42 protein-coding genes are annotated in these 26,887 nt (G+C 53.6%); all 42 read left to right on the forward strand.

The features are described 5' to 3' along the window. Positions 1–3 precede the first annotated feature (3 nt). The 42 genes from rpoC to K1I37_RS01850 all read left to right on the forward strand — a co-directional run bounded on the left by rpoC (position 4) and on the right by K1I37_RS01850 (position 26,791). Positions 4–3,651 (forward strand): DNA-directed RNA polymerase subunit beta', encoded by a 3,648-nt coding sequence (rpoC, locus tag K1I37_RS01645; protein ID WP_021296609.1) that lies wholly within the window; start codon positions 4–6, stop codon positions 3,649–3,651. Positions 3,652–3,769: 118 nt separating this feature from the next. Continuing rightward, positions 3,770–4,027, forward strand: a complete 258-nt coding sequence (locus tag K1I37_RS01650) for a ribosomal L7Ae/L30e/S12e/Gadd45 family protein (protein WP_021296610.1) — start codon at positions 3,770–3,772, stop codon at positions 4,025–4,027. A 124-nt stretch (positions 4,028–4,151) separates the two neighbouring features. Then, positions 4,152–4,568 carry a 30S ribosomal protein S12 gene (rpsL, locus tag K1I37_RS01655; RefSeq protein WP_021296611.1) on the forward strand — a complete coding sequence of 139 codons (417 nt, stop codon included), beginning with the start codon at positions 4,152–4,154 and terminating at the stop codon, positions 4,566–4,568. Between the two features lie 51 nt (positions 4,569–4,619). Beyond that, positions 4,620–5,090 (forward strand): 30S ribosomal protein S7, encoded by a 471-nt coding sequence (gene rpsG, locus K1I37_RS01660; RefSeq protein WP_021296612.1) that lies wholly within the window; start codon positions 4,620–4,622, stop codon positions 5,088–5,090. Positions 5,091–5,122: 32 nt separating this feature from the next. Continuing rightward, complete coding sequence (gene fusA, locus K1I37_RS01665) at positions 5,123–7,198, forward strand: elongation factor G (RefSeq protein ID WP_021296613.1); 2,076 nt, start codon at positions 5,123–5,125, stop codon at positions 7,196–7,198. Between the two features lie 13 nt (positions 7,199–7,211). Continuing rightward, positions 7,212–8,399: an elongation factor Tu gene (tuf, locus tag K1I37_RS01670; protein ID WP_021296614.1), complete on the forward strand. Its 1,188-nt coding sequence runs from the start codon at positions 7,212–7,214 to the stop codon at positions 8,397–8,399. A 231-nt stretch (positions 8,400–8,630) separates the two neighbouring features. Continuing rightward, positions 8,631–8,939 carry a 30S ribosomal protein S10 gene (gene rpsJ / locus K1I37_RS01675; RefSeq protein ID WP_021296615.1) on the forward strand — a complete coding sequence of 103 codons (309 nt, stop codon included), beginning with the start codon at positions 8,631–8,633 and terminating at the stop codon, positions 8,937–8,939. 56 nt (positions 8,940–8,995) lie between these two features. Continuing rightward, complete coding sequence (gene rplC / locus K1I37_RS01680) at positions 8,996–9,625, forward strand: 50S ribosomal protein L3 (protein ID WP_021296616.1); 630 nt, start codon at positions 8,996–8,998, stop codon at positions 9,623–9,625. A 25-nt stretch (positions 9,626–9,650) separates the two neighbouring features. Then, complete coding sequence (gene rplD, locus K1I37_RS01685; protein ID WP_021296617.1) at positions 9,651–10,271, forward strand: 50S ribosomal protein L4; 621 nt, start codon at positions 9,651–9,653, stop codon at positions 10,269–10,271. After that, positions 10,271–10,558: a 50S ribosomal protein L23 gene (rplW, locus tag K1I37_RS01690; protein WP_021296618.1), complete on the forward strand. Its 288-nt coding sequence runs from the start codon at positions 10,271–10,273 to the stop codon at positions 10,556–10,558. The genes rplD and rplW overlap by 1 nt, the downstream gene beginning before the upstream one ends. 41 nt (positions 10,559–10,599) lie before the next feature. Next, the gene (gene rplB / locus K1I37_RS01695) at positions 10,600–11,430 is read left to right on the forward strand and encodes a 50S ribosomal protein L2 (protein ID WP_021296619.1); all 831 of its coding nucleotides are present in this window, start codon (positions 10,600–10,602) and stop codon (positions 11,428–11,430) included. A gap of 36 nt (positions 11,431–11,466) precedes the next feature. Further along, on the forward strand, positions 11,467–11,748 hold the full coding sequence (gene rpsS / locus K1I37_RS01700; protein WP_021296620.1) for a 30S ribosomal protein S19: 282 nt from the start codon (positions 11,467–11,469) through the stop codon (positions 11,746–11,748). A gap of 32 nt (positions 11,749–11,780) precedes the next feature. Further along, complete coding sequence (gene rplV / locus K1I37_RS01705; protein WP_021296621.1) at positions 11,781–12,131, forward strand: 50S ribosomal protein L22; 351 nt, start codon at positions 11,781–11,783, stop codon at positions 12,129–12,131. A 6-nt stretch (positions 12,132–12,137) separates the two neighbouring features. Beyond that, the gene (gene rpsC, locus K1I37_RS01710; RefSeq protein WP_021296622.1) at positions 12,138–12,821 is read left to right on the forward strand and encodes a 30S ribosomal protein S3; all 684 of its coding nucleotides are present in this window, start codon (positions 12,138–12,140) and stop codon (positions 12,819–12,821) included. Between the two features lie 3 nt (positions 12,822–12,824). Next, complete coding sequence (gene rplP / locus K1I37_RS01715; protein WP_021296623.1) at positions 12,825–13,262, forward strand: 50S ribosomal protein L16; 438 nt, start codon at positions 12,825–12,827, stop codon at positions 13,260–13,262. Continuing rightward, complete coding sequence (gene rpmC, locus K1I37_RS01720) at positions 13,249–13,446, forward strand: 50S ribosomal protein L29 (RefSeq protein ID WP_021296624.1); 198 nt, start codon at positions 13,249–13,251, stop codon at positions 13,444–13,446. Before rplP ends, rpmC begins: the two co-directional genes overlap by 14 nt. A 33-nt stretch (positions 13,447–13,479) precedes the next feature. Beyond that, entirely contained in the window at positions 13,480–13,743 is a 264-nt protein-coding gene (gene rpsQ, locus K1I37_RS01725) for a 30S ribosomal protein S17 (RefSeq protein ID WP_040441301.1), read from the forward strand. Between the two features lie 29 nt (positions 13,744–13,772). Beyond that, positions 13,773–14,141 carry a 50S ribosomal protein L14 gene (gene rplN / locus K1I37_RS01730; RefSeq protein WP_021296626.1) on the forward strand — a complete coding sequence of 123 codons (369 nt, stop codon included), beginning with the start codon at positions 13,773–13,775 and terminating at the stop codon, positions 14,139–14,141. Positions 14,142–14,187: 46 nt separating this feature from the next. Then, a complete protein-coding gene (gene rplX / locus K1I37_RS01735; RefSeq protein WP_081654096.1) occupies positions 14,188–14,499 on the forward strand; it encodes a 50S ribosomal protein L24 in 312 nt (103 codons plus the stop codon). A gap of 27 nt (positions 14,500–14,526) precedes the next feature. Continuing rightward, positions 14,527–15,069: a 50S ribosomal protein L5 gene (gene rplE / locus K1I37_RS01740; protein WP_021296628.1), complete on the forward strand. Its 543-nt coding sequence runs from the start codon at positions 14,527–14,529 to the stop codon at positions 15,067–15,069. Positions 15,070–15,095: 26 nt separating this feature from the next. Then, positions 15,096–15,281: a type Z 30S ribosomal protein S14 gene (locus tag K1I37_RS01745; protein WP_021296629.1), complete on the forward strand. Its 186-nt coding sequence runs from the start codon at positions 15,096–15,098 to the stop codon at positions 15,279–15,281. Between the two features lie 27 nt (positions 15,282–15,308). After that, positions 15,309–15,707 carry a 30S ribosomal protein S8 gene (gene rpsH / locus K1I37_RS01750; RefSeq protein ID WP_021296630.1) on the forward strand — a complete coding sequence of 133 codons (399 nt, stop codon included), beginning with the start codon at positions 15,309–15,311 and terminating at the stop codon, positions 15,705–15,707. A gap of 24 nt (positions 15,708–15,731) precedes the next feature. Continuing rightward, on the forward strand, positions 15,732–16,271 hold the full coding sequence (gene rplF, locus K1I37_RS01755) for a 50S ribosomal protein L6 (RefSeq protein ID WP_021296631.1): 540 nt from the start codon (positions 15,732–15,734) through the stop codon (positions 16,269–16,271). A gap of 30 nt (positions 16,272–16,301) precedes the next feature. Continuing rightward, positions 16,302–16,661, forward strand: a complete 360-nt coding sequence (gene rplR / locus K1I37_RS01760) for a 50S ribosomal protein L18 (RefSeq protein WP_021296632.1) — start codon at positions 16,302–16,304, stop codon at positions 16,659–16,661. Positions 16,662–16,682: 21 nt separating this feature from the next. Continuing rightward, complete coding sequence (gene rpsE, locus K1I37_RS01765; protein WP_021296633.1) at positions 16,683–17,180, forward strand: 30S ribosomal protein S5; 498 nt, start codon at positions 16,683–16,685, stop codon at positions 17,178–17,180. A 13-nt stretch (positions 17,181–17,193) separates the two neighbouring features. Beyond that, positions 17,194–17,382: a 50S ribosomal protein L30 gene (gene rpmD / locus K1I37_RS01770; RefSeq protein ID WP_021296634.1), complete on the forward strand. Its 189-nt coding sequence runs from the start codon at positions 17,194–17,196 to the stop codon at positions 17,380–17,382. A gap of 25 nt (positions 17,383–17,407) precedes the next feature. Continuing rightward, positions 17,408–17,851 (forward strand): 50S ribosomal protein L15, encoded by a 444-nt coding sequence (gene rplO, locus K1I37_RS01775; RefSeq protein ID WP_021296635.1) that lies wholly within the window; start codon positions 17,408–17,410, stop codon positions 17,849–17,851. 1 nt (position 17,852) lies between these two features. Continuing rightward, entirely contained in the window at positions 17,853–19,145 is a 1,293-nt protein-coding gene (gene secY, locus K1I37_RS01780) for a preprotein translocase subunit SecY (RefSeq protein ID WP_021296636.1), read from the forward strand. Positions 19,146–19,172: 27 nt separating this feature from the next. Beyond that, positions 19,173–19,823 (forward strand): adenylate kinase, encoded by a 651-nt coding sequence (locus K1I37_RS01785; protein ID WP_021296637.1) that lies wholly within the window; start codon positions 19,173–19,175, stop codon positions 19,821–19,823. A 7-nt stretch (positions 19,824–19,830) separates the two neighbouring features. Beyond that, the gene (locus tag K1I37_RS01790) at positions 19,831–20,160 is read left to right on the forward strand and encodes a KOW domain-containing RNA-binding protein (RefSeq protein WP_021296638.1); all 330 of its coding nucleotides are present in this window, start codon (positions 19,831–19,833) and stop codon (positions 20,158–20,160) included. Next, entirely contained in the window at positions 20,153–20,371 is a 219-nt protein-coding gene (infA, locus tag K1I37_RS01795) for a translation initiation factor IF-1 (protein WP_021296639.1), read from the forward strand. The genes K1I37_RS01790 and infA overlap by 8 nt, the downstream gene beginning before the upstream one ends. Positions 20,372–20,431: 60 nt before the next feature. Beyond that, positions 20,432–20,545 carry a 50S ribosomal protein L36 gene (gene rpmJ / locus K1I37_RS01800; RefSeq protein ID WP_021296640.1) on the forward strand — a complete coding sequence of 38 codons (114 nt, stop codon included), beginning with the start codon at positions 20,432–20,434 and terminating at the stop codon, positions 20,543–20,545. A 161-nt stretch (positions 20,546–20,706) separates the two neighbouring features. Then, positions 20,707–21,075, forward strand: a complete 369-nt coding sequence (rpsM, locus tag K1I37_RS01805) for a 30S ribosomal protein S13 (RefSeq protein WP_021296641.1) — start codon at positions 20,707–20,709, stop codon at positions 21,073–21,075. A gap of 16 nt (positions 21,076–21,091) precedes the next feature. Then, the gene (rpsK, locus tag K1I37_RS01810) at positions 21,092–21,502 is read left to right on the forward strand and encodes a 30S ribosomal protein S11 (RefSeq protein ID WP_021296642.1); all 411 of its coding nucleotides are present in this window, start codon (positions 21,092–21,094) and stop codon (positions 21,500–21,502) included. Between the two features lie 88 nt (positions 21,503–21,590). Then, on the forward strand, positions 21,591–22,217 hold the full coding sequence (gene rpsD, locus K1I37_RS01815) for a 30S ribosomal protein S4 (RefSeq protein ID WP_021296643.1): 627 nt from the start codon (positions 21,591–21,593) through the stop codon (positions 22,215–22,217). A 63-nt stretch (positions 22,218–22,280) separates the two neighbouring features. Continuing rightward, entirely contained in the window at positions 22,281–23,219 is a 939-nt protein-coding gene (locus tag K1I37_RS01820) for a DNA-directed RNA polymerase subunit alpha (protein WP_021296644.1), read from the forward strand. A 36-nt stretch (positions 23,220–23,255) separates the two neighbouring features. Beyond that, the gene (gene rplQ / locus K1I37_RS01825; protein WP_021296645.1) at positions 23,256–23,627 is read left to right on the forward strand and encodes a 50S ribosomal protein L17; all 372 of its coding nucleotides are present in this window, start codon (positions 23,256–23,258) and stop codon (positions 23,625–23,627) included. Further along, entirely contained in the window at positions 23,624–24,418 is a 795-nt protein-coding gene (truA, locus tag K1I37_RS01830) for a tRNA pseudouridine(38-40) synthase TruA (protein WP_021296646.1), read from the forward strand. Before rplQ ends, truA begins: the two co-directional genes overlap by 4 nt. 93 nt (positions 24,419–24,511) lie before the next feature. Then, on the forward strand, positions 24,512–24,955 hold the full coding sequence (gene rplM, locus K1I37_RS01835; protein ID WP_021296647.1) for a 50S ribosomal protein L13: 444 nt from the start codon (positions 24,512–24,514) through the stop codon (positions 24,953–24,955). 15 nt (positions 24,956–24,970) lie between these two features. Next, complete coding sequence (gene rpsI, locus K1I37_RS01840; RefSeq protein ID WP_021296648.1) at positions 24,971–25,363, forward strand: 30S ribosomal protein S9; 393 nt, start codon at positions 24,971–24,973, stop codon at positions 25,361–25,363. A 142-nt stretch (positions 25,364–25,505) separates the two neighbouring features. Beyond that, positions 25,506–26,312, forward strand: a complete 807-nt coding sequence (locus tag K1I37_RS01845) for an N-acetylmuramoyl-L-alanine amidase (protein WP_021296649.1) — start codon at positions 25,506–25,508, stop codon at positions 26,310–26,312. 14 nt (positions 26,313–26,326) lie between these two features. Then, the gene (locus tag K1I37_RS01850) at positions 26,327–26,791 is read left to right on the forward strand and encodes a hypothetical protein (RefSeq protein ID WP_021296650.1); all 465 of its coding nucleotides are present in this window, start codon (positions 26,327–26,329) and stop codon (positions 26,789–26,791) included. The last annotated feature ends 96 nt before the right edge of the window (positions 26,792–26,887 follow it).

Here is a 26,887-nt window from a genome sequence, read left to right on the forward strand (position 1 = left end):
GATTTGCTAGACGTGAACAATTTCGAGTTCATGAAAATCGGGCTGGCATCACCTGAGAAGATTCGTTCTTGGTCACACGGTGAAGTGAAGAAGCCGGAGACCATCAATTACCGTACCCTACGGCCTGAAAAAGAAGGGCTGTTTTGCGAGAAAATTTTTGGACCGACCCGCGATTGGGAATGTCACTGCGGGAAGTACAAGCGCATCCGCTACAAAGGCGTTGTGTGTGATCGTTGTGGCGTCGAAGTCACGCGTGCAAAGGTTCGCCGCGAACGGATGGGACACATCGAGTTGGCTGCACCGGTTTCGCATATTTGGTACTTCAAGGGGATTCCAAGCCGCATGGGCTTGGTCCTCGATATGTCGCCGAGGGCCCTCGAAGAGGTCATCTATTTTGCTTCGTATGTCGTGACGGACCCGGGTGATACCCCGCTGGAAAAGAAACAGTTGCTCAGCGAGAAAGAGTACCGCTCCTATCGCGAGAAATACGGTTACGCATTCCAAGCGGGCATGGGTGCGGAGGCTATCCGCACGTTGCTGAACGAGATCGATCTCGACCGCGAGGTCGACTTCCTGCGCGAGGAGCTTCGCTCCGCGCAAGGGCAGCGCCGGAATCGGGCGATTAAACGGCTGGAGGTCGTTGAGGCGTTCCGCGCCTCCGGCAACAAGCCGAGTTGGATGATTCTCGAGGCGCTTCCGGTTATTCCGCCTGATCTGCGCCCGATGGTGCAATTGGACGGTGGACGTTTCGCGACATCCGACTTGAACGATTTGTACCGTCGCGTTATCAACCGGAACAATCGTTTGAAGCGATTGCTGGACCTAGGGGCACCGGACATCATCGTCCAGAACGAGAAGCGCATGCTCCAAGAAGCGGTCGACGCGTTGATTGACAATGGTCGTCGCGGCCGCCCGGTCACGGGACCTGGCAACCGTCCGCTCAAGAGCTTGTCGCACATGCTCAAGGGTAAACAAGGCCGATTCCGTCAAAACCTGTTGGGTAAGCGCGTGGACTACTCTGGCCGTTCCGTTATCGTCGTCGGTCCGGAACTGCGGATGTATCAGTGCGGGCTTCCTAAGGAGATGGCGCTGGAGCTGTTCAAGCCATTTGTCATGAAGGAACTCGTCTCCCGTGGTTTGGCGCACAACATCAAGAGCGCGAAGCGCAAAGTGGAGCGCGTGTCGCCTGAAGTGTGGGATGTCGTCGAGGACGTCATCAAGCAGCACCCAGTGTTGCTCAACCGTGCACCGACATTGCACCGCTTGGGCATTCAGGCGTTCGAACCGACGTTGGTCGAGGGGCGCGCAATTAAATTGCACCCGCTCGTTTGTACGGCTTACAACGCCGACTTCGACGGCGATCAGATGGCTGTGCACGTTCCGCTGTCGGCTGAGGCGCAAGCAGAAGCGCGCTTGCTGATGCTCGCTGCGCACAACATCTTGAACCCGAAGGACGGCAAGCCGGTCGTCACGCCGACGCAGGACATGGTTCTCGGACCGTACTACCTCACCATTGAGCGCGAGGGCGCACCTGGAGAGGGTCGGATTTTCTCGTCGATGGCCGAGGTGGAATATGCCCGTTACAATGGGCACGTTTCCTTGCAATCGCGGATTATTGTGCCTGCGAAGGTGCTCGGAAAGACGAACCTGACAGAGGCGCAGCAGAACGCACTGCTGATCACGACGCCTGGTAAATTGATTTTCAACAGCATTTTCCCGGCTGATTTCCCGTACCTGAATTCTGCATCCAAGCAGAATCTGTTGTCCGGGGCGCCGGATGAGACGTTTATCTTTGCCAAGGGTGTGAACCCTGCAGAGGCACTGCAGAACCGACCGATTCCAAAACCGGTGGTCAAGAAGGACCTTGGAAATATTCTGGGTGAGTGTTTCCGCCGTTATGGTACGACGATGACCGCGGAAATTTTGGATAAGATTAAGCGGCTCGGCTTCAATTATTCGACGCGCGCCGGTATTACGATTGCCGTGAGCGACATTGTCGTGCCGGAAGAGAAGCATCGGATTATTGAAGATGCAGAGGCCAAAGAGCACAAGCTGAAGCAACAGTATCGCCGCGGTCTCATCACCGAGGAAGAGCAGTACATCACGTTTAGCCAAATTTGGTCAGAGGCGAAGGAGTCCATCTCGACAACTTTGATGGAGAGCATGGATGAGTTCAACCCGATTTACATGATGGCGACTTCCGGTGCTCGTGGTAGTAACTCGCAGATTACACAGTTGGCGGGTATGCGCGGGTTGATGGCGAATCCGTCGGGTGAGATTATCCAGTTGGCGATTAAGTCGAACTTCCGCGAAGGCCTGTCGGTGTTGGAGTACTTCATCTCGACGCACGGTGCGCGGAAAGGTTTGGCCGATACCGCGCTGCGGACGGCTGACTCGGGTTATCTGACACGCCGCTTGGTCGACGTTGCACAGGATACAATCGTTCGCGAATTTGATTGTGGCACCGATAAGGGCTTGCGCGTGGCGGAGATCCGCGATGGGCGCGAAGTCATTGAGGAAATTGGCGACCGTCTCGAAGGTCGAGTTGCGTTCCAGGACATTTACCATCCGGAGACGGGTGAGTTGATTGTCGCGAAGAACCAACTGATTGACGAAGAGGCGACCGACAAGATTGTCAAGGCGGGCATTAAAGAAGTTTATATCCGCTCCGTTCTCACCTGCCGTACTCGCCATGGGGTATGTATCCAGTGTTATGGCCGCAACCTCGCAACGGGTAAGATGGTGGAAATCGGTGAGGCGGTCGGCATCATCGCGGCTCAGTCCATCGGTGAACCAGGTACGCAGTTGACGATGCGCACGTTCCACACGGGCGGTGTCGCAGGTGATGACATCACCCAAGGTCTCCCGCGTATTCAGGAGTTGTTTGAGGCGCGGAACCCGAAAGGTCAGGCTGTCATTTCCGAGTTTGAAGGCGTGATCACCGACATTCGGGAAGGCAAGGACAAACGCGAAATCGAACTGCAAGGCGAGAGCGAGACGAAGATCTATCAGATTCCGTACGGTTCTCGCATCCGTGTGACCGTCGGTCAAAGCCTGGAAGCGGGCGAAGAGTTGACGGAAGGCTCCGTGGACCCGAAAGAGATGCTGCGCGTCAAGGGGCTTCAAGGCGTTCAAAACTACCTGCTGCGTGAAGTACAGCGGGTATACCGCCTGCAGGGTGTGGATATCAATGACAAGCACGTCGAAGTGATGGTGCGTCAAATGTTGCGCAAGGTTCGGATTCTCGATGCAGGTGACACGGATCTTCTGCCGGGTACGTATGTCGATCTCTTCGACTACGAAGCGGCGAACAAAGTGGCGCTTCTGTCGGGTCGGGAACCGGCCGTGGCGCGTCCAGCTCTGTTGGGTATTACGAAGGCATCGCTGGAGACGGACTCCTTCTTGTCCGCTGCATCCTTCCAAGAGACCACTCGTGTCTTGACAGAGGCGGCTATCAAGGGCAAGGTTGATAGACTGCTCGGTCTCAAGGAGAATGTGATTATTGGTAAGCTCATTCCAGCCGGCACGGGCATGTCTCGTTATCGTCAGATTGGTATGGGCGAGGAACAGGCGGCCGTGGATGAGAGCTCTGCGAATGCGGAGCAGGACGACGTGACGTTGGAGGCTGAGTCTGCACAGACGGTTGAATAAACTACCATGGAATTTGGGCTGTCATCTGCATACTTTGAGTTGACAGCCCAGAAACCTCGGTGATAGAATTCCGTAGTGTGCGTCAGCGCGGTGTTTTCCATTGGGGGAGGCTCGTGCGGTGTCACTAGACGACATACGCCAAGCGAGGAAGAAGACCATAGGCACAAACCAGACGTTGAAGGTCCTCAAACAGTCCGCCGAGCAAATCGTGCGGCTGTACGTAGCGCGTGATGCGGAGGCTCGTGTCGTCGACCCGGTTGTTCAATTGGCGGAACGGCAACGCGTTCCCATTGAGTGGGTCGATTCGATGCGCACACTCGGCAAAGCGTGTGGCATTGAGGTTGGTGCGGCTACGGCAAGCATCATCTCTGAATGATGCTAGCTTAGTTTGGTATGTTGTCTTTGGGATTTTGTTTGCTCATTGATGAATCACCAGGCTCTGTGGGCTTGGTGGTGACCTGTCGAACAGGTCTGGATTGACGACGAGAGGAGGTGCAGTTATGCCGACGATTAACCAATTAGTTCGCAAGGGTCGCAAGGATGTATTGAAAAAATCTACGGCACCGGCGCTGCAAAAGGGGTACAACAGTCACATCAAATCTTTGACGGATCTGCCGTCCCCACAAAAGCGTGGTGTGTGTACTCGTGTGGGTACCATGACCCCGAAAAAGCCGAACTCGGCTCTTCGGAAATACGCCCGTGTCCGTTTGACAAATACAATCGAAGTGACCGCGTACATTCCTGGAATTGGCCACAACTTGCAAGAGCACTCCGTGGTGCTTGTTCGCGGTGGTCGTGTAAAGGACCTTCCGGGTGTCCGTTATCACATCGTTCGCGGTGCGCTTGATACCGCTGGTGTGAAGGACCGTATGCAAGGTCGTTCCAAGTATGGCGCAAAGCGTCCGAAAGCGAAGTAACCGTCTCTGGATGGTTGATAATCATATCGAAAATGGGAAGGAGGGTGTTCCGTGCCGCGTAAAGGACCTGTTCCAAAACGTGATGTTCTGCCGGATCCAATCTACGGGAACAAACTTGTTAGCCGTCTGATCAACAAGGTGATGTTGGACGGGAAGAAGGGTGTTTCTCAGCGCATTGTCTATGGTGCGTTTGATTTGATTCGCGAGCGCTCTGGCAAGGACCCGATGGAAGTGTTTGAAACGGCAATGCGCAACATTATGCCGGTGTTGGAAGTGAAGGCTCGCCGCGTTGGCGGATCGAACTACCAAGTGCCTGTTGAAGTGCGCAATGACCGCCGGGTAACGTTGGGTCTGCGCTGGTTGGTCAACTACGCTCGTCTTCGTGGTGAGAAGACGATGGAGGAAAAGTTGGCGAACGAGTTGCTTGACGCAGCGAATAACACAGGTGGCGCTGTTCGCAAACGCGAAGACACGCACCGTATGGCTGAGGCAAACAAGGCGTTTGCTCACTACCGCTGGTAGGATGAATTTTTAATCTGGAAGGAGGCGGCGAGATGGCACGCGAATTCCCGCTCGAGCGTACGCGCAACATCGGTATCATTGCTCACATTGATGCCGGTAAGACGACGACCACCGAGCGCATTCTGTTCTACACCGGCCGTGTGCACAAGATTGGGGAAGTCCACGAAGGTGCGGCGACCATGGACTGGATGGTCCAGGAACAGGAGCGTGGTATCACCATCACGTCCGCTGCTACGACTGCCCAGTGGAAAAATCATCGCATCAACATTATCGACACGCCGGGTCACGTCGACTTCACCGTTGAAGTCGAGCGTTCCCTGCGCGTGCTCGATGGTGCTTGCGCGGTGTTTGATGCCAAGGGTGGCGTAGAGCCGCAATCGGAGACGGTGTGGCGTCAAGCGGACAAGTATCACGTACCTCGCATTGCCTACGTCAACAAGATGGACATCATCGGCGCAGACTTCCTGTCCTGTGTCGAGCAGATGAAAACTCGACTTGGCGCAAAGGCCGTTGCGATTCAATTACCAATTGGTGCCGAAGACGAATTCCGCGGCATTATCGACTTGGTCGAGATGAAGGCCATCATTTATACGGATGACCTTGGAAGGCAGTCTGAGGATACCGAAATTCCGGCTGACATGAGAGCGTTGGCTGAAGAGAAGCGCACGGAATTGATCGAAGCTGTGGCAGAGGTCGACGAAGAGCTGATGATGAAGTATCTGGAGGGTGAAGAAATCACCATTCCGGAAATCAAAGCAGCACTTCGTAAGGGTACAGTCAACGTTCAACTGTTCCCGGTTCTGTGTGGTTCCTCGTATCGCAATAAAGGTGTGCAGTTGATGCTCGACGCTGTCGTCGATTATCTTCCAGCACCGACGGACGTGCCGGCCATTAAGGGCGTCACGCCGGAAGGCGAAGAAATTGAACGTCACTCGTCTGACGATGAGCCGTTCTCCGCTTTGGCCTTCAAAATTATGACGGACCCGTTTGTCGGTAAGTTGGCGTTCTTCCGCGTGTACTCCGGTATCTTGGAGAGCGGATCTTACGTGCTCAACTCGACAAAGGGCAAGCGCGAACGCATTGGGCGCATTCTGCAGATGCATGCCAACCACCGCGAGGAGATCTCGCAGGTCTATTCCGGTGACATTGCCGCTGCAGTTGGTTTGAAGGACACGACGACAGGCGACACGCTCTGCGATGAGAAGAGCGTTGTGCTGCTTGAGTCGATGGAGTTCCCAGATCCCGTTATCTCCGTCTCGATTGAGCCGAAGACGAAGGCCGACCAGGATAAGATGGGCATCGCCCTTTCGAAGCTGGCGGAAGAGGATCCGACCTTCAAGACCTATACAGACCAGGAAACTGGCCAGACGATTATTCAAGGTATGGGTGAATTGCACCTTGAGGTTATCGTCGACCGCATGCAACGCGAGTTTAAAGTCGACTGTAACGTAGGTATGCCGCAGGTTGCCTACCGTGAGACGATTACGCAACGCGTTGACCAGGAAGGCAAGTTTGTTCGCCAATCCGGTGGTCGCGGTCAGTATGGTCACGTCAAAGTCATTTTCGAGCCGCTGGAACGCGGACAAGGATTTGTCTTTGAAAACAAGGTTGTCGGTGGTGCGATTCCGAAGGAATACATCCCGGCAGTCGAAGAGGGCATTCACGAGGCAATGCGAAATGGCGTTCTTGCCGGATATCCATTGGTCGATGTGAAGGCTACTCTGTATGATGGTTCCTATCACGACGTCGACTCGTCAGAAATGGCGTTTAAGATTGCTGGTTCGATGGCACTTAAAGCAGGCGCGCAAAAGGCTTCTCCAGTCCTTCTGGAGCCAGTCATGAAGGTCGAAGTGACCGTTCCTGAGGAGTACATGGGTGACATCCTCGGTGATATCAACTCGCGCCGCGGTCGCGTAGAAGGCATGGATTCGCGCAACAACGCAAGCATCGTTCGCGGTTTCGTTCCGCTGTCCGAGATGTTTGGTTATACCACATCTCTGCGTTCTCGTACGCAAGGTCGCGGTACGTTCGCGATGGAACTCGCAGCGTATGAAGAAGTGCCAAAGAGTGTAGCTGAAGCAATTATTAAGAAGAGTAAAGGCGAATAAGGAGTGAAGTTTTGTGGCAAAGGCAAAATTTGACCGCAGCAAACCGCACGTTAACATCGGTACCATCGGGCACGTCGACCATGGTAAAACCACGTTGACAGCTGCTATCACGAGCGTACAAGCTTCCAAGGGTAGGGCTCAGGCTCAAAAGTACGACGAAATCGACAAGGCGCCTGAGGAACGCGAACGCGGTATTACAATTAACACCGCTCACGTTGAATACGAGACGGAAAAGCGTCACTATGCTCACGTGGACTGCCCAGGACACGCCGACTATGTCAAGAACATGATCACCGGTGCAGCGCAAATGGACGGCGGTATCCTCGTCGTATCTGCAGCTGATGGCCCGATGCCACAAACGCGTGAGCACATCCTCCTGTCCCGTCAGGTAGGCGTGCCATACCTGGTTGTCTTCTTGAACAAGTGCGACATGGTTGACGACGAAGAGCTGTTGGAACTCGTCGAAATGGAAGTTCGCGAACTTCTGAACGAGTACGAATTCCCTGGCGACGACATTCCGGTTATCCGCGGCTCCGCTTTGAAGGCGCTCGAGGGTGACCCGGCTTATGTTGCGAAGATCGAAGAGCTGATGGATGCAGTTGACAACTACATCCCAACGCCAGAACGCGACACGAGCAAGCCTTTCTTGATGCCTGTCGAGGACGTGTTCACGATTACCGGTCGTGGTACGGTTGCTACCGGTCGTGTGGAACGCGGTCAGTTGAAGGTTGGCGACGAAGTTGAAATCGTCGGCTTGCACGAAGAAAGCCGCAAGACGGTTGCAACGGGTATCGAGATGTTCCGCAAGCTTCTCGACTTCGCTGAAGCTGGTGACAACATCGGTGCTCTGTTGCGCGGTGTTGAGCGCAAGGACATCGAGCGCGGCCAGGTTGTATGTAAACCAGGCAGCATCAACCCACACACGCAGTTCGCTGCTGAGGTTTACGTTTTGACGAAGGAAGAAGGCGGACGCCACACGCCGTTCTTTAATGGCTATCGTCCGCAGTTCTACTTCCGTACGACGGACGTAACAGGTGTGGTTACCTTGCCAGAAGGTACCGAAATGGTAATGCCTGGCGACAACGTCGCTATGACGGTTGAACTCATCGCGCCTATCGCGGTTGAGGAAGGTACCCGTTTCTCCATCCGCGAAGGTGGCCGTACGGTCGGCGCGGGCGTTGTTTCTTCGATTATCAAGTAATTTCGTTTACAACACCTGATATCAGGAAATCCGGGACGGGGAAACCTGTCTCGGATTTTTTTTGCAGCTCTTCTTGTCAAATGGTCATTGGTCTAGTATAATACCGCATGTTGGTCTTTTCTTGCGATGAGGCGGAAGGTTGCTTATGTGTCCAGAGCCATATGGGATACCGATGGGGGAATTTCCGCGGAGTATGTCCAACTGAAATGGGCGATAAAGGAGGGAAAACATATGGCTAAGCAAAAGATTCGCATTCGACTTAAGGCGTATGATCATCAAATTCTTGATCAGTCGGCTGAACGTATCGTGGATACGGCGAAACGGTCCGGTGCTAAGGTTTCAGGTCCGATTCCGCTTCCGACAGAACGCGAAGTGTTCACTATTCTTCGCGCGCCGCACAAATATAAGGATTCTCGCGAGCAGTTTGAGATGCGTACGCATAAGCGTTTGATTGACATTAACAATCCGACGCCGCAAACGGTCGATTCGCTGATGCGTTTGGACTTGCCGTCGGGTGTTGACATCGAAATTAAGCTATAAGCTCTGGAATGAAACACGTGGTGCCGTTGCACACACGGTCCTAGGGAGGTGCACACATGAAAGGGATTCTCGGTCGTAAACTCGGTATGACTCAGGTCTTCACGGAGGAAGGTCAGGTAGTACCGGTGACTGTGATTGAGGCTGGTCCGTGCGTCGTGCTCCAAAAACGTGAACAAGCGGTTGATGGGTACGAAGCGATTCAGGTTGGTTTTGCGGACCAAAAGGCGAACCGCGCGACAAAGGCGGAAAAAGGTCATGCTGCAAAGGCTGGCACAGCTCCGAAACGGTTTGTGCGCGAATTTCGCGGTGTCGATTTGTCGGCATACGAAGTGGGTCAGCAGTTGAAGGCGGACGTGTTCGCTGCTGGTGAAGTTGTGGATGTCATCGGTGTGTCGAAGGGTAAAGGTTACGCAGGTCCTATCAAGCGGCATAACCAACACCGCGGCCCAATGGCGCACGGCTCGAAATATCACCGTGGGGTTGGCTCGCTCGGCGCGATCGCGCCGAACCGTACGTTCAAAGGCCAAACGATGGCTGGACGCATGGGTGGAGAGCGCGTTACGGTTCAAAACCTCGAAGTTGTTCGCGTCGATGCGGACAAAAACATTTTGCTGATTAAGGGTTCTGTGCCGGGTCCGAAGAACTCGTATGTCACAGTCCGTTCAGCAATCAAAGCTAACGACTAATGTTGTTTGAAAGGAGGCAGAAGTGATGCCGACGGTTGCAGTTTATAACACAGCGGGTGAGCAGGTTTCCGAGATCGAATTGAATGATCGCGTGTTTGGCGCGCCTATCCGCTCTGATTTGATGCACCAGGTCGTGTTGCAATACCTTGCGGCACGTCGTTCGGGTACGCACAAAGTAAAGAATCGTTCTGAGGTTGCTGGTGGTGGACGCAAACCTTGGCGCCAGAAGGGCACGGGTCGTGCTCGTCAAGGTAGCACGCGTTCTCCGCAATGGAAGGGCGGCGGTGTCGTCTTTGGACCAACGCCACGTTCCTACGCATTCTCCGTTCCAAAGAAAGTTCGTCGTCTGGCACTGTACAGCGCATTGTCCTCGAAGGTGGCCGAAGGGAAAATCATCGTTCTCGATGGTTTGAACATCGAACAGCCGAAGACGAAGGAAATGGCTGCTGTCCTCGACAAGCTGAACCTGAAAAAGGCTTTGATTGTCGACAGTGAGAAGAAACGCGCTCCGTATCTGTCCACCCGCAACATTGAGGGTGTCAAGTACATGGAGGCGAACGGTATCAACGTTTACGAGCTTCTCCGCTATGAGCACCTCGTGTTGACGAAGGATGCAGTGGCGAAGGTTGAGGAGGTGTTCGCCTAATGGATGCGCGCGACCTCATTAAACGCCCTGTGATTACAGAGCGTTCCAGCGAATTGATGGAAGAGAACAAGTACGTCTTCGAGGTTGATCCTCGTGCGAATAAGGTTGAAATCCGCAAGGCCATCGAGAAGCTGTTCGACGTCAAAGTGGAACAAGTTCACACGATGAACCAGGTCGGAAAGCAGAAGCGCGTTGGACGCTATGTCGGACGCACCTCTGATCGGAAAAAGGCAATTGTGAAACTTGCTGCGGACTCGAAGCCAATTGATTTCTTCGGCGAAGCGTAAGTGACGCAGAACGGATTTAGTGAACAAGGGAGGTTGTCAGTGTGGCTGTGAAGAAGTATCGCCCGACATCGCCGGGCCGCCGCTTCATGTCTGTCTCGGCGTTTGATGAGATTACGACAGACACGCCTGAAAAGTCCCTGCTTGCGCCGCTGAAGAACCGTGCGGGCCGCAACCACCAGGGTAAAATCACAGTTCGCCACCACGGTGGTGGACACAAGCGTCAATACCGGATTATTGACTTTAAGCGCAACAAGGATGGTATCCCGGCTAAGGTCGCGACCATCGAGTATGATCCAAACCGTTCCGCACGTATTGCGCTGTTGCACTATGTGGATGGCGAAAAGCGCTACATTTTGGCGCCACACGGTTTGAAAGTCGGCGATGTGCTCTATTCTGGTACAGATGTCGATATTCGCGTAGGTAACGCGTTGCCGCTAGCGAATATTCCAGTGGGTTCTGTCGTCCATAACATCGAGTTGAAACCTGGCAAGGGTGGTCAGCTCGCACGTGCAGCTGGCGCTTCGGCACAGTTGATGGCTCGTGAAGGTGTTTATGCGACGCTTCGTCTGTCCTCTGGTGAAGTTCGCCGCGTTCGCGTGGAATGCCGCGCAACCATCGGTCAGGTCGGTAATCTCGACCACGAGAACATCAACATTGGTAAAGCGGGTCGTAGCCGCTGGATGCGTCGTCGTCCGACGGTTCGTGGTTCGGTCATGAACCCGGTCGATCACCCACATGGTGGTGGTGAAGGTCGTGCACCAATCGGACGTAAGTCTCCGATGTCGCCTTGGGGCAAGCCGACCTTGGGTAAAAAGACGCGTAAGAAGAACCACCCAACAGACAAGTATATTGTTCGTCGTCGCACGAAGTAATCGCATAGATACGGTTAGGAAGGGAGGCGCACGACATTGGCTCGTAGCTTAAAGAAGGGTCCGTTTTGTGATGAACATCTGATGAAGAAGGTTGAAGCGCAGAATGCGGCTGGAGAGAAGAAGGTTATTAAGACCTGGTCTCGCCGTTCTACCATCTTCCCGCAGTTCGTCGGGCACACATTCGCAGTGCACGACGGCCGCAAACATGTTCCGGTCTACGTGAGCGAGGACATGGTCGGACACAAGCTCGGAGAATTTGTGCCGACTCGTACGTTTAAGGGTCACGCAGGTGACGAGAAGTCATCTCGTTCCCGTTAACTCGGACTTTAACAGGTAAGGAGGTTTGATGCATGGAAGCCACGCAAACCCGCGCAGTTGCGAAGTACATTCGCATTGCGCCTCGTAAAATGCGCCTTGTGGTCGATCTCATCCGTGGCAAGGACACACGGGAAGCTTTGGCGATTCTGAAGTTCACGCCGCGTGCCGGTTCTCCGGTAGTGGAGAAGGTCTTGAAGTCGGCCATCGCGAATGCGGAAAATAACCACAATATGAATGCGGATCGTCTGTACGTGAAGGAGATTTTTGTGGACGAGGGTCCTACCCTGAAACGGTTCCACCCCCGTGCACAAGGCCGTGCGTTCAGTATTTTCAAACGTACCAGCCACGTCACAGTCGTCGTCGCGGAAAAAAAGGAGGGATAATGCGGAATGGGTCAAAAGGTTAACCCTGTTGGTCTACGAATCGGTATCATTCGCGATTGGGAAGCGAAATGGTTTGCAAATAAAAAGGATTACCAAGATCTTCTGCACGAAGATCTGAAGATCCGCAACTACGTTGCACGCCGTCTGAAGGACGCCGCAGTGGCATCCATCGACATCGAACGCGCTGCAAACCGTATTAATGTTACGGTGCACACAGCGAAGCCTGGTATGGTTATCGGTAAGGGCGGTTCGGAAGTCGACGCGCTTCGCAACAGCCTCAACAATTTGACTGGCAAGCGAGTTCACATTTCCATCTCGGAAATTAAAACGCCGGATCTCTCGGCGAAGTTGGTTGGCGAAAACATCGCACAACAGCTGGAACGTCGCGTGTCCTTCCGCCGTGCGCTGAAACAAGCGATTCAACGTTCGATGCGCGCTGGTGCAAAGGGTATTCGCGTACAGGTGTCTGGCCGTTTGGGCGGTGCGGAAATCGCGCGGACCGAAGGTTATTCGGAAGGTACGGTTCCATTGCACACGCTGCGCGCTGATATCGACTACGCACTTTCTGAAGCACACACCACCTACGGTCGTATTGGTGTGAAGGTATGGATTTACCGCGGTGAAGTCCTCCCGCAGCGCACGAAGGCTGCTTCGGAGCAACCGCAGGACGCTGTCGAAGGAGGTAAGTAACCCATGTTGATGCCGAAACGCGTTAAGCACAGAAAAGAGTTCCGCGGACGGATGAAGGGTCAATCCAAAGGCGGCAACGAAATCGCGTTCGGTCAGTACGGTTTGCAAGCGCTGGAACCAGCGTGGATTACCAACCGTCAGATCGAGGCGGCTCGTATCGCAATGACTCGTTATATGCGTCGTGGCGGTAAGGTTTGGATTAAAATCTTCCCGAGCAAGCCAGTCACCCAGAAGCCTGCTGAAACACGTATGGGTAGTGGTAAAGGTTCGCCGGAGAAGTGGGTCGCAGTCGTTAAACCTGGCCGGGTGATGTTCGAAATCGCCGGGGTCAGTGAGGAAATCGCTCGTGAGGCAATGCGTTTGGCAGCGAACAAACTGCCGATTAAAACGAAGTTCATTGTTCGCGATGAAGTGGGTGGTGACGCAAATGAAGGCAACTGAACTCCGCGGTTTGAGCAGTGAAGAGTTGGAGAGTCGGATTGACCAGTTGAAGGATGAGTTGTTCAATCTTCGCTTCCAGCTCGCGACCGGGCAATTGGAGAATCCAATGCGCATCCGTCAAGTACGGAAAGACATCGCGCGTGCCAAGACCGTCTTGCGTCAGCGCGAACTCGGTATTGTTTGAAGCATTTGATGCACGCAAGAAAGGAGGCCGTTCATCGTGGAACGCAACGAACGTAAGGAACGCATCGGGAAAGTCGTCAGCGATAAGATGAACAAGACTATCGTTGTCGCTGTTGAAGAGAACGTGAAACACCGTTTGTACAGCAAGACGATTCGTCGTACGAAAAAGTTCAAGGCGCATGATGAGAACAACGAAGCCAAGATTGGCGATACCGTGCGCATCATGGAGACCCGCCCGCTGAGCAAAGACAAGCGCTGGCGTTTGGTCGAAATCATCGAGAAGGCAGTTATCATCTGACGATTGCTTAAGCGAAGGGAGGATGCCAAATGATTCAACCACAAACGCGTCTGGTCGTCGCTGACAACTCGGGAGCAAAGGAAATTATGTGTTTCCGTGTGCTTGGCGGATCGAACCGGAAGACGGCGAACATTGGCGACATCATTGTCGCGTCTGTAAAGAGTGCAACACCCGGCGGCGTTGTCAAGAAGGGTGACGTTGTCAAGGCGGTTATTGTTCGCAGCAAGCGTGGCTACCGCCGCAATGACGGTTCACACATTCGGTTTGACGAAAACGCAGCGGTGATTATCCGTGAAGATAAGAGCCCACGTGGTACGCGTATCTTTGGGCCCGTTGCCCGTGAGTTGCGCGACCGGGACTTCATGAAGATCATCTCGCTGGCGCCAGAGGTTCTTTAATTTCTATAGCACTGTGCTGATGCGGGAGGTGTCAAGTTTGGCTAAGTTGCGTGTGAAAGCTGGCGATAAGGTCGTCGTCATCGCTGGTAAGGATAAGCAAAAGACGGGACGTATCTTGAAGGTGTTCCCAAGTGAAGGACGCGTCATCGTTGAAGGTGTCAACGTCGTGAAACGGCACACGAAACCGAATGCTGCGAATCCGGATGGCGGTATCGTCGAGAAGGAAGCGCCGATTCACGTTTCGAACGTCGCGATTGCAGATCCGAAGACGGGTGCTCCAACTCGCGTCGGTTTCAAGATTCTCGAAGACGGTAAGAAAGTACGGTATGCGAAAAAGTCTGGCGAAACTTTGGACTGAGTAGCCAGGTGAAGGGAGGTTGCACGATTGGCTCGTTTGTATGATATGTATCGCAGTGATGTGGTGCCGGCACTGATGAATCAATTCGGTTACAAGAATGTGATGCAGGTGCCGAAAGTCGAGAAAGTCGTTATTAACATGGGCCTCGGTGAGGCGACGCAGAACCCGAAAGTGATTGACAGTGCAGTCAGCGACTTGCAGCTTATCGCCGGTCAGAAGCCGGTCGTCACACGGGCGAAGAAATCCATCGCTGGTTTCCGTCTGCGTGAGAACATGCCGATTGGTGTGAAAGTGACCCTGCGCGGCGAGCGCATGTATCACTTCTTGGATAAGTTGATGAACGTTGCGTTGCCACGCGTCCGCGACTTCCGCGGTGTGTCTGAGCGCGCGTTTGATGGCCGCGGGAACTACACCCTCGGACTTCGTGAGCAATTGATTTTCCCTGAAATCGACTATGACCAGATTGATAAGGTTCGTGGCATGGAAGTCGTTGTCGTCACGACGGCAACGACGGACGAAGAGGCACGGGCGTTGCTCACGGAAATGGGCATGCCGTTCCGTCGGTCATAACCCTAATCTGATAGGAGGTAGAAACTGTGGCCAAGAAATCGATGGTCGTGAAGGCACAGCGCCGTCCGAAGTTCAGCACGCGCGCCTATACGCGCTGCCGTGTCTGCGGACGTCCGCATTCGGTGCTTCGTAAGTTTGGTATTTGCCGCATCTGCTTCCGCGAGCTGGCGTACAAAGGTCAGCTGCCGGGTGTTAAAAAAGCTAGTTGGTAAGTTTATCGGGAAGGAGGGCAATGAATTATGATTATTTCCGATCCGATTGCGGATATGTTGACGCGCATTCGCAACGCGAATCAAGTGCGTCATGAGAAGGTAGAAATTCCGGGATCGAACATCAAGCGTGCCATCGCGGAGATCCTCAAGAACGAGGGCTATGTGCGCGATACGGAGTTCGTTGATGACAATCAACAGGGTGTGATTCGTCTGTTCCTGAAGTACGGAAAAGGTCAGGAGCGCGTGATCACCGGTTTGAAGCGTATTAGTAAGCCAGGTCTGCGCGTGTACGTCAATCATGACAACATTCCGCGTGTCCTTGGTGGCCTGGGCGTTGCGATTCTTTCGACGTCCAAGGGTATTTTGACGGATCGCGAAGCACGCCAACAAGGTATTGGCGGCGAAGTGCTCTGCTACATCTGGTAAACCCGTAGGATTGGAGGTGTTTGTATGTCCCGCACAGGACGTAAACCGATTCCGGTTCCCGCCGGTGTCGAAGTAAAACTGGACGGATCGAACATTCGCGTGAAAGGGCCGAAAGGCGAGCTGGCACGCGAGTTGCATCCGGACATGAAGGTTATTGTTGAGGATTCCGAAATCCGCGTTGAGCGCCCAAGCGACGATAAGAAGCACAAGGCGTTACACGGAACGACTCGCAGCGTTGTCGCGAACATGGTGGAAGGCGTAACCAACGGGTTCACGAAGAACCTGGATTTGGTCGGCGTCGGTTACCGCGCCGCGAAATCGGGGGCGAAGGTGACCTTGTCACTCGGCTTCTCGCACCCTGTTGAGCTGCCAGTGGTGGATGGCATCGATGTAGAAGTTCCAGCGCAGACCAAATTGGTCGTTCGCGGTATTGATAAAGAGTTGGTCGGTTCTTATGCAGCCAAGGTTCGCGAGCTTCGTCCGCCCGAACCGTATAAAGGCAAAGGGATTCGCTACGAAGGCGAGAACGTGCGCCGCAAGGTTGGTAAGACTGGTAAGAAGTAATCTCACGAGACGTGGAAGGAGTGAACACGCTTGATCACAAAGGCAAATCGCAACGTAGCGCGTAAACGCCGGCATGTACGTGTACGTTCACGTGTATCCGGAACCGCCGTGCGCCCTCGTCTGAATGTGTTTCGCTCAAACAAGCACATCTATGCGCAATTGATTGACGACGTCAGCGGTGTCACGTTGACGAGTGCGTCGACAGCGGAAAAAGGTTTTGAAGGTAACGGTGGCAACGTAGAGGCCGCTCGTAAAATCGGTACGGTGGTCGCACAGCGCGCGATCGAAAAGGGATATAAGTCTGTCGTGTTTGACCGCGGCGGTTACTTGTACCATGGTCGTATTCAGGCTTTAGCCGACGCTGCTCGCGAAGCAGGTCTCGAATTCTAATAAAGAGAGGAAGGTGTTCACGTGCGCATTGATCCAAATCAACTCGAATTGTCCGAACGCGTCGTATCTGTCAATCGTGTTGCGAAGGTTGTCAAGGGCGGCCGTCGCTTCTCTTTCTCCGCACTCGTGGTCGTAGGTGACCAAAACGGCTACGTGGGCGCGGGCATGGGAAAAGCTCAGGAAGTTCCGGACGCGATTCGCAAAGCGATCGACGATGCAAAGAAGAACTTGATTCACGTACCAATGAAGAAGACGACCATTCCGCACGAGAGCCTCGGTCGTTTCGGGGCAGGTCGGGTGCTTATCAAGCCGGCTCCGCAAGGTAGCGGTGTAATCGCTGGTGGCCCGGCACGTGCTGTGCTCGAGCTCGCTGGCATCAAGGATATTGTCACCAAGTCCTTGGGTTCTGCGAACCCGATTAACATGGTTCACGCAACCCTCGATGCTTTGGCACAACTCAAGCGTGCGGACGAGGTTGCTCGTCTGCGCGGCAAGAGCGTCGAAGAAATTCTTGGTTAAGGAGGCCGCCTAGATGGCTAAAAAATTGGCGATCACGCTGAAAAAGAGCCCTGTCGGCCGCCCGGAAAATCAACGAAAGACTGCGGTGGCGCTCGGCTTGACACGGTTGCAACAGACTGTTGTTCGCACAGATACACCTGTGATTCGCGGAATGATTAACCGCATTTCGCATCTCGTTGAAGTTGTAGAACAAGAGGCGTAAGGATTAGAAGAGGAGGTGTCTTAGGATGCAGTTACACGAACTGAAGGCTCATCCGGGATCCCGCCACTCCAGAAAGCGAGTTGGCCGTGGTTCTAGTTCCGGTATGGGTAAGACGTCCACTCGCGGTCACAAGGGCCAATGGGCTCGCTCTGGCGGCGGTGTACGGATTGGTTTCGAAGGTGGTCAGACGCCGTTGTTCCGTCGTCTGCCAAAGCGTGGGTTCAACAACAAGCGTTTTGCCAAGGTGTACGCGACAGTGAATGTGCAGGACTTGGCGAAGTTCCCAGCAGGGACGGTCGTTACGCCTGAGTTGTTGTTGGAACAACGCGTCATTCGAGAACCTCTCGATGGCGTGAAGGTTCTCGGAACGGGCGAGTTGCAGGTTCAATTGACGGTCAAGGCACACGCGTTTTCCTCTGCTGCTACGGAAAAAATTCAAGCAGCAGGCGGCACCGTTGAGGTGATTTAACGTGTGGCAGGCCACTTTGAACCTGTGGCGACTGAAACATCTTCGCAATCGGATTTTGTTTACGTTGATGGTGATTGCCGTGTATCGGATTGGCTCGTACATTCCGGTACCCGGCATGAACGTCGGTGCGTTGAACGCCGGGCAGGACACCAACCAGTTGTTCAATCTCTTGAATATGTTCTCTGGTGGTGCGTTCTACCGGTTTTCCATATTTGCGATGAGCGTGACGCCGTACATCACGGCGTCGATTATCGTCCAGCTCTTGCAGTCCGGTGTCGTTCCTCGCTTTGAGGAGTGGCAAAAGGAAGGCGAGTCAGGACGACAGAGATTAACGCAAATCACGAGATACCTGACGGTGGGCCTTGGGCTGCTACAAGCCGTCGGATTCACGTTCATGTTTCATCGGAGCGGCTTGTTGTTACCTGGTGCAGATAATTGGTGGTCCTATATCGTCATCGTCTTGGCGTTGACGACAGGTGATACGCTGCTGATGTGGTTTGGTGAGATGATTACGGAGAAGGGTGTCGGGAACGGCATTTCCATTATCATCTTTGTCGGTATTCTGGCCCGCTTTTCGAGCATCGGTCAAGATGTCTATACAAAGTGGTTTATGGGGCAATCCGGTCATCTGTTCTTGAGCATTTTGAAGGTGCTGCTCCTCCTTGCGGGGATTGTCATCATCTTCGTGCTCATTGTCTGCATTCAACAGGCAGAACGAAAAATCCCCATCCAGTATGCGAAGCGCGTAGTTGGCCGCACCGTGTATAGCGGTCAGCAGTCGTATATCCCAATTAAGGTGATTGCGGCTGGTGTGATTCCAGTTATCTTCGCCGTGTCGCTTCTGATTTTGCCATACATGATAGCATCCTACTTTCAAACACATGCGTGGGCAGGATTTATCCTGCGCTACCTGAGCCCGAATACGACCTGGTACATGGTGCTGGAAGTACTGCTCATCATCGCCTTTTCGTTCTTCTATACGCATGTGCAAATTAATCCGCAGCAACTCGCGGAACAATTGCAGAAGCATGCCGGTTTTATCCCAGGCGTGCGTCCCGGATACGATACGGAACTGTACATTGTCAAGGTCATCAACCGCGTCACGACATTTGGTTCTGTATTCCTGGGGCTTATCGCTGTGTTGCCGTACGTCTTGCTGCAGAGTATTGGATTGACCTCGTCGGTCTCGATTACGGGTACGTCGTTCATCATCATCGTCGGTGTAGCACTGCAGACGATGCAGCAGATGGAAGGTCAACTCCTGCAAAGGCAGTACAAAGGGTTCATTCGATAAGAAGTTTGAAATTAAGGGGGATCTCAGGTGCAAGTGATACTCGTTGGCCTTCCCGGTGCAGGGAAGGGCACCCAAGCCGAACGCATTACGGCGTCATTCGGCATCCCGCACATTTCGACCGGAGACATGTTCCGGCGCGCGGTGGCCTCTGGTACGGAACTGGGGAATACGCTGAAGTCTTATCTCGATAGTGGACGGCTCGTGCCGGATGAAATCACGATTGAGGTGGTGCGTAATCGGTTCAAGGAAGAGGATGCACAGCGCGGCTTCTTGTTGGATGGATTCCCGAGGACGTTGCAACAGGCGAATGCACTTGACGTGATGCTTGATGAATTGCAGCGCCCCATTGATGCGGTGTTATACATCCACGTCAATGAGGATGTGCTTTTGTCCCGCCTCACCGGCCGTCGCATCTGCAAAAATTGCGGCGCGACGTACCATACGGTGTTCCAGCCGCCGAAGCAGGAAGGGATTTGTGATCGCTGCGGCGGAGAGCTTTATCAGCGTGCCGACGACACAGTTGAGGCGGTGAAGACACGCCTTGAGCAGTATCAGCACACTGCACCTCTGATTGACTACTACCGGAACCGCGGCTTGTTACATCAAATCGAAGGTGAACAACCTATCGACAAGGTGTTCGAGGACGTGTCGAAGGTGCTACGGGCTATTGAGGGGTGAGCCTGCGTTGACGAATTCTCGTGAGTTGCCTGCCATAGGGACCATGGTCGAAGTGATTCAGGGCAGAGACGCAGGTCTCGTGGCAGTGGTCGTCGGACATGTGGAAGACAAGTTTCTTCTGATAGCAGATGGGTCCGTGCGTCGGGCAGATAAGCCGAAGAAGAAGAATGTGTCGCATGTTCGCAAGCTCGCGTACGTTGCCGAAGACGTGGCTGAGAAGCTTCGCTTGGATGGGCGCGTGAACAATGCACAGTTGCGATATGCGGTCCGCAAGTTTTTAGAAGAGCGCTTGGTAGCAGTAGAAGAAAGCGCAGAAGGAGGCGCGTTTCGTGGCTAAGGACGATGTGATTGAAGTCGAAGGCAAGGTCATTGAGCCGTTGCCGAATGCAATGTTCCGTGTTGAACTTGAGAATGGACACAAGATTTTGGCGCACGTCTCCGGAAAAATCCGGATGCACTACATCAAAATCTTGCCTGGAGACCGGGTCACGGTGGAACTTTCCCCGTATGATTTAAGTCGTGGAAGGATTACCTACCGTTACAAGTGATAAGAGACTGGTATTCCACTTCAATATGCGGTATGATACCGCAAGTGAGGAGGGTTCTAGATGAAAGTGAGGCCTTCTGTCAAGCCGATTTGCGAGAAGTGCAAAGTGATTCGTCGCAAGGGCAACGTGATGGTCATCTGTGAAAACCCGAAACACAAGCAACGCCAAGGTTGAGTAAAAGAGTTTTCGCATCGCGTTACTACCACGTTCACAGCGCGGCTGATTCCCGAAGGGCGTCGCTCCGGCGCGTGTGTCGCGTTGCGTGATGCCCTTTTACATGGGACTGTGAACGTGTTTCTATAGATTTGATGACATTCTGGAGGTGGACAGACAGCATGGCTCGTATTGCCGGCGTCGACTTGCCACGCGATAAGCGTGTCGAGATCGGCTTGACGTATATCTATGGCATTGGTCGCACGATGTCGAACAAGATTTTGGCTGAGACCGGAATTGACCCTAACCGTCGTGTGAACGAACTGACGGAAGAAGAAGTTGTGCGTCTTCGCGACGAGATCGAGAAGAACCACAAAGTTGAAGGCGACTTGCGTCGTGAAATCGCCATGAACATTAAGCGGCTTACGGAAATCGGTAGCTTCCGTGGCGTTCGCCACCGTCGTGGCTTGCCAGTCCGTGGTCAACGCACGAAGACGAATGCGCGTACGCGCAAAGGTCCTCGTCGTACTGTCGCAGGTAAGAAGAAGTAATTAGGGGGTGTAACGTTTGCCAAAGGTGAAAGCAGGACGTCGTGGGGCGACTGCTCGTCCGCGCCGTCGTGATCGTAAAAACGTCGAAGCAGGTGTGGCACACATCCGTTCCACATTTAACAATACTATCGTGAGTATCACGGACCCGACTGGTGCCGTAATTTCTTGGTCCAGCGCGGGTAACGTTGGGTTTAAAGGTTCCCGTAAGAGCACGCCGTACGCAGCTCAGATGGCTGCAGAGACGGCTGCGCGCACAGCGATGGAGCACGGTATGAAGTCTGTCGAAGTCGCTGTCAAGGGACCTGGGGCAGGTCGTGAGGCCGCAATTCGCGCGCTTCAAGCGGCTGGTCTCGAAGTGAGTGGGATTCGCGATGTGACGCCGATTCCGCACAACGGTTGCCGCCCACCGAAACGCCGTCGCGTATAATCGATTTGGGCTAACTGAGTAATTTGAACGAGTTTTACTCGTTTTATGTAACGTGGGTATACAAGAAATTGGAGGTGTCAACACTAGAATGGCAAGATATACAGGCCCAGTGTGCCGTCTATGCCGTCGCGAGGGCATTAAGCTCTATCTGAAGGGCGACCGCTGCTTCAGTGAAAAATGTGCCATCGACAAACGGCCATACGCACCTGGTCAGCATGGACAAGGTCGCAAACGCAATTCGGAGTACGGCCAGCAGCTGCGTGAAAAGCAAAAGGCTCGCCGTTACTACGGAGTTTTGGAAAGTCAGTTCGAACGTTATTATGAGGAAGCTAGTCGCCGTCGTGGCGTTACTGGTGAAAATCTATTGGAATTGCTCGAGAGCCGTCTCGACAACGTCGTCTATCGACTGGGTATGGCTGCATCCCGCAAGGAAGCTCGTCAGTTGGTGCGCCACGGTCACTTTAGTGTGAACGGCCGCCGCGTCGACATTCCGTCCTACCTCGTTCGTGAGGGAGATGTCATTGCAGTTCGTGAGAAGAGCCGTGAGGCAGGTCGCGTCAAGGAACTCATCGAACTGTTGAGCAGCCGCACGATTCCGGCGTGGCTTGAGCTGGACGCTGAAAACCTCAGCGGTAAGGTTCTGCGCAAGCCTGCGCGCGAAGAAATCGACACGCCAGTCGAAGAGCAAATGATTATCGAGCACTACTCGCGGTAATCCGGTTGCGGCATAGGCACGGATGGACCGGCAGGTTCCGAGCGTCGACAAGGAGGATTATGAATGATTGAAATAGAGAAGCCGCGGATTGAGATTGTAGAACAGACAGAGAACTACGGCAAGTTCGTCTGTGAACCTCTGGAGCGTGGTTATGGTACGACGTTCGGAAACTCTTTGCGCCGAATTTTGCTGTCTTCTATCCCTGGAGCAGCGGTTCGGTCGATAAAGATTGAGGGCGTACTTCACGAATTCGCCACGATTCCGGGCGTTGTTGAAGATGTCACTGAGGTGATTCTCAATCTCAAACGGCTCTCGCTCAAAATTCACTCCGACGAAGAGAAAGTTCTTATCATCGACGCGGATCATCCGGGAGCAATCACGGCCGCTGACATTCGAGCCGATTCGGATGTAGACATCATGAATCCGGATTTGCACATCGCAACGCTCACGGAAGGCGCGAGGGTTTACATGGAACTTCGCGCTGGCCGTGGCCGCGGTTATGTGCCTGCGCATCGGAACAAACCGGAGGAACAGGAAATTGGGTTAATTCCAATCGACTCATTGTACGCGCCTATCTCGCGTGTGAATTTCTCTGTGGAAAACACACGTGTAGGTCAAGTGACGGACTATGACAAACTGACGCTCGAAGTTTGGACGGATGGCAGTATCGCTCCGGACGAGGCTGTCAGTGTCGGGGCCAAGATTCTCACGGATCACTTGATGCTCTTCGTAGGACTGACCGATCGCGGTAAAGATACCGATATGATGGTCGAAAAGGAAAGTACGCAGAATGATCGCGTGATGGATATGCCAATTGAGGAACTCGACTTGTCGGTGCGTTCCTACAATTGTCTGAAGCGCGCGGGTATCAATACAGTCGCTGAACTTTGCTCACGCTCTGAAGAGGAAATGATGAAAGTTCGCAATCTGGGACGCAAGTCGCTGGAGGAAGTCGTCGAGAAGCTTGAAGGCCTTGGTTTGGGCCTGCGAGACGACGACTGACGACGGTGGCTGAATCCTGCGAAGGAGGGGAATATCGTGGCTTATCGTAAACTGAACCGTACGTCTTCGAACCGTAAAGCGTTATTCCGTAGTTTGGTTACGGATCTCGTATTGTATGAGCGCATTCAAACGACCGAAGCGAAGGCAAAGGAACTGCGTTCAATTGCTGACAAGATGATTACGTTGGCAAAGCGCGGCGACTTGCACGCACGCCGTCAGGTGGCATCGTACGTTCGTCGTGAGCACCTCGACAACGGTGATGAACAGAACCAGGATGCGATTCAAAAGCTGTTCAGCGTCCTCGCTGATCGCTATAAAGAACGCAATGGCGGTTATACGCGCATTGTGAAAATCGGACCTCGTCGTGGTGATGCGGCTCCGATGGTACAGATTGAACTCGTTCAATGAGTACCGAGTCTGTTGAAAGCCGTGGAGGGCGCATTCGCCTTGTCGTCTCGTACGACGGGGCGGACTTCCACGGCTTTGCTCGTCAAAAGGGTCTACGGACCGTGCAAGGTGTCTTGGAGGACACGTTATCTAATTTGCTGGGTACGTTCATTGAGGTTCATGGTTCTGGCCGAACGGACAAGGGTGTTCATGCGCGTGCTCAAGTTGTTCACTTTGATTTGCCGTATGGACCACCGGCGGATAGGATTGTACACGTGTTATCCAGACGGCTTCCAAACGATATTATTCCCATCTCCGCATCTCAGGTCGACTCGACATTTCATGCCCGCTTCTCGGTTGTTCGTAAGACGTATCGGTACCATATTTTTCGAGGGAATCTCCCGGATGTGTTTAAGTACCGGTTCTCATGGCACGTGCCAGAGGCGCTGGACATCGCGGCGATGCGACGCGCTGGAGCGCACTTGGTAGGCGAGCACGATTTTACGAGTTTTTGTGCGGCTGCCGCCCCTCAAGAGGACAAGGTTCGGACCATCTACGAGCTTCGCATCGAAGAGTCTGGTGAGGACTTGTATCTCTACTGTGCGGGCAGTGGTTTTCTGCAATATATGGTGCGGATTATCACAGGGACGCTCGTGGATGTGGGCCTGGGTGGCATGTCGGCGGAAAGGTTGCCAGATATCCTGGCCGCGAAGTCCAGAGAGGCGGCGGGTCGGACAGCCCCTGCGCACGGCTTGTGTCTGTGGAACGTGGAATATCCAATCGTTTACGGTGGTCGAGTACTTGATCTATAAGGGCACATGGATTAAAATTATGCAGGTATATTTGACCCGCTGACTCCCCGTTACTGTCAATGGTCAAATCATCGATTCGGAGGGAACCCTAACATGCGTACGACGTATATGGCTAAGCCAGGCAGCGTTGAACGCAAGTGGTACGTGATTGATGCTGCAGGCTGGCGTGTAGGTCGACTTGCAACTCATATCGCATCCATCTTGCGTGGTAAACATAAACCAGAGTTCACACCACACGTGGACACCGGAGATTTCGTGATTGTGATTAACGCCGATAAAGTAGAATTTACCGGTAAGAAATTGCAGGACAAGAAGTATCGTCGTCACTCTGGATATCCAGGCGGATTGAAAGAGACGACTGCGGCAGAAATGCTGGCAAAGCATCCTGAGCGCGTACTTTATTACGCTGTTCGTGGTATGTTGCCGCACAACTCTTTGGGCCGTGCGCAACTGAAGAAGTTTAAGGTCTACGCAGGACCTGAGCATCCACACGCAGCACAACAACCTGTGCCGTTTACACCTGGCAATCAGGAATAAGGGAGGGACAGAATCTTGGCTCGTTTACAGTATATGGCCACTGGGCGACGCAAAACGTCTGTCGCCCGTGTACGTTTAGTTCCTGGCGATGGAAACATTCATATCAACAAGCGCACGATGGACGATTACTTCGGTCTTGAGACTCTGAAGTTGATTGTTAAGCAACCGTTGCTGTTGACGGAGACATTGGGTCAGTACGATGTACACGCCAATGTCTACGGTGGCGGCATGTCAGGTCAAGCCGGTGCAATTCGTCACGGTATTGCCCGCGCTTTGCTGAAGGTTGACCCTGAGCTCCGCGGTTCCTTGAAGAAGGCCGGTCTGCTCACGCGTGACGCACGCATGAAGGAACGGAAGAAGTACGGCTTGAAGGCTGCACGTCGTGCACCACAGTTCTCCAAGCGTTAATTTGCGGTTCTATGGTTTGGAAGGCAGCGCATTGATGCGCTGCCTTTTTGCGTGCGTAAGGTGATTTGCGCGCATCGTTCATGATTTTTCACCGACTGCGCACACTGTGATCATTCACTTCTCAGCTAAGGAGCGAAAGAGAATGAGGGGTCACAAGTGGCGATCCGGCTTCGCAGTGTGGATGAGCCTGGCGTGCGTGTTGGTCAGTTCGATTGGGTGGGTGAATCCGAATTCGGCATCTGCCGCATCAACGATTGGGTCGTCGCGTACGAATGAAGAGGCAGAGGGCGATACGACGCTGCGCCCTGGTTTGGTGGGTAAGGTGATTGTGGTTGACGCGGGGCATGGTGGGAAGGATTCGGGCGCGAGAGGTGTCGCCGGCGTCCATGAGAAAGAGATTACACTTGCGGTCGCGCATCGATTGACGTCGTACCTGCAAGAAGCGGGCGCCACAGTCGTCACGACGAGAATGACGGACACGGATTTAGCTTCCGATGAAGACGAACGAAATCGACGGCGACATTTAGGCGATTTGCGCGGGCGTTTTGAGGTGACCAAGCGCCAGAAGATTGATGCGTTCGTCTCCATTCACTGTAATGCCGCTCCTTCGCCGGATTGGCACGGGGCACAGGTTTTGTATTTGAAGGACAATGAACACGCCAAGCAGTTGGCCACGGTTATGCAACAGACGTTTCAGGAAACTTTGCTTCCGACAAAGCGCAGCATTCAGTCGAATCGGACCTTGTATTTATTGAAGCGGATCGACGGACCGACGGTATTGGCGGAGATTGGGTTTATTACGAATCCGAATGAGGCACACTGGTTGCAGCAGCCTAGCTATCAAGATAAGGTAGCGCTTGCCATGTATATCGCGTTGCGTCGTTATTACGACGGCGGTCAGACAACAGGGAGGCCTTCGTCTGCGAACGACAGTCATCGTGTCTCTTAGGGGATGAGCTCGCGTTGCAACAGCGAAAGCGTTGGTGGAATATCGTCTGCGGTGTGGTTCTTGCCTGTGGGCTGGCTGCCTTGGGGCCAGTGTGGTCAGCTTCTTCTGCAGAAGCGGACGGTCAGCCTGCGGCAATTGGCCATGAGGCGACGGAACTGACACAGTATCTCGTACTTACGGCCACGGGTCAGACGTGGTTCGGAAAACCTATCTATCAGGTGCGGAATCGTTCGGGAAGCACGCTTTCACATGTCGTTCTTAAATCCCTCAGTGGTGAATCTCTGCCGGTGCTCTATGTGGGGCAATCGGCGCCTCGCGCTTGGCCAAAGCGCTCTTCGCAAATTCTCTCTGCTCCATTTACACTTCAGGTAGGTCAATCCATGTGGTTCGTAGGTCCTAAGAATCCCCCGGCACAGTTTGAACTATTGTGGCAGGCGTCAGGTGACCGTCCACGCTTTGATATCATTCAGACATCGTAGTTTGCGAGGGGTTTCCACATCCTTCCCGCATCCTCGCGTCGTTTGGTTTCCAGTCCTCATTGATGTACACTGGATGACAGCATTAGGGCAACAACT

It is taken from the genome of Alicyclobacillus acidoterrestris (assembly GCF_022674245.1).
GTDB classification, from domain to species: Bacteria; Bacillota; Bacilli; order Alicyclobacillales; family Alicyclobacillaceae; genus Alicyclobacillus; species Alicyclobacillus acidoterrestris.

Excerpts from the sequence above, each read along its gene's own strand:
- rplW (WP_021296618.1), top strand. The coding sequence starts at position 10,271 with ATGGATGCGCGCGACCTCATTAAACGCCCTGTGATTACAGAGCGTTCC.
- rplP (WP_021296623.1), top strand. The coding sequence starts at position 12,825 with ATGTTGATGCCGAAACGCGTTAAGCACAGAAAAGAGTTCCGCGGACGG.
- K1I37_RS01820 (WP_021296644.1), top strand. The coding sequence starts at position 22,281 with ATGATTGAAATAGAGAAGCCGCGGATTGAGATTGTAGAACAGACAGAG.
- rpsJ (WP_021296615.1), top strand. The coding sequence starts at position 8,631 with ATGGCTAAGCAAAAGATTCGCATTCGACTTAAGGCGTATGATCATCAA.
- rpsM (WP_021296641.1), top strand. The coding sequence starts at position 20,707 with ATGGCTCGTATTGCCGGCGTCGACTTGCCACGCGATAAGCGTGTCGAG.
- rplM (WP_021296647.1), top strand. The coding sequence starts at position 24,512 with ATGCGTACGACGTATATGGCTAAGCCAGGCAGCGTTGAACGCAAGTGG.
- K1I37_RS01845 (WP_021296649.1), top strand. The coding sequence starts at position 25,506 with ATGAGGGGTCACAAGTGGCGATCCGGCTTCGCAGTGTGGATGAGCCTG.
- rplN (WP_021296626.1), top strand. The coding sequence starts at position 13,773 with ATGATTCAACCACAAACGCGTCTGGTCGTCGCTGACAACTCGGGAGCA.
- rplF (WP_021296631.1), top strand. The coding sequence starts at position 15,732 with ATGTCCCGCACAGGACGTAAACCGATTCCGGTTCCCGCCGGTGTCGAA.
- rplO (WP_021296635.1), top strand. The coding sequence starts at position 17,408 with ATGCAGTTACACGAACTGAAGGCTCATCCGGGATCCCGCCACTCCAGA.
- rpmJ (WP_021296640.1), top strand. The coding sequence starts at position 20,432 with ATGAAAGTGAGGCCTTCTGTCAAGCCGATTTGCGAGAAGTGCAAAGTG.
- rpsL (WP_021296611.1), top strand. The coding sequence starts at position 4,152 with ATGCCGACGATTAACCAATTAGTTCGCAAGGGTCGCAAGGATGTATTG.
- rpsD (WP_021296643.1), top strand. The coding sequence starts at position 21,591 with ATGGCAAGATATACAGGCCCAGTGTGCCGTCTATGCCGTCGCGAGGGC.
- rpsC (WP_021296622.1), top strand. The coding sequence starts at position 12,138 with ATGGGTCAAAAGGTTAACCCTGTTGGTCTACGAATCGGTATCATTCGC.
- rpmD (WP_021296634.1), top strand. The coding sequence starts at position 17,194 with ATGGCTAAAAAATTGGCGATCACGCTGAAAAAGAGCCCTGTCGGCCGC.
- rpsH (WP_021296630.1), top strand. The coding sequence starts at position 15,309 with ATGATTATTTCCGATCCGATTGCGGATATGTTGACGCGCATTCGCAAC.
- rpmC (WP_021296624.1), top strand. The coding sequence starts at position 13,249 with ATGAAGGCAACTGAACTCCGCGGTTTGAGCAGTGAAGAGTTGGAGAGT.
- truA (WP_021296646.1), top strand. The coding sequence starts at position 23,624 with ATGAGTACCGAGTCTGTTGAAAGCCGTGGAGGGCGCATTCGCCTTGTC.
- rplC (WP_021296616.1), top strand. The coding sequence starts at position 8,996 with ATGAAAGGGATTCTCGGTCGTAAACTCGGTATGACTCAGGTCTTCACG.
- rplD (WP_021296617.1), top strand. The coding sequence starts at position 9,651 with ATGCCGACGGTTGCAGTTTATAACACAGCGGGTGAGCAGGTTTCCGAG.
- fusA (WP_021296613.1), top strand. The coding sequence starts at position 5,123 with ATGGCACGCGAATTCCCGCTCGAGCGTACGCGCAACATCGGTATCATT.
- rplV (WP_021296621.1), top strand. The coding sequence starts at position 11,781 with ATGGAAGCCACGCAAACCCGCGCAGTTGCGAAGTACATTCGCATTGCG.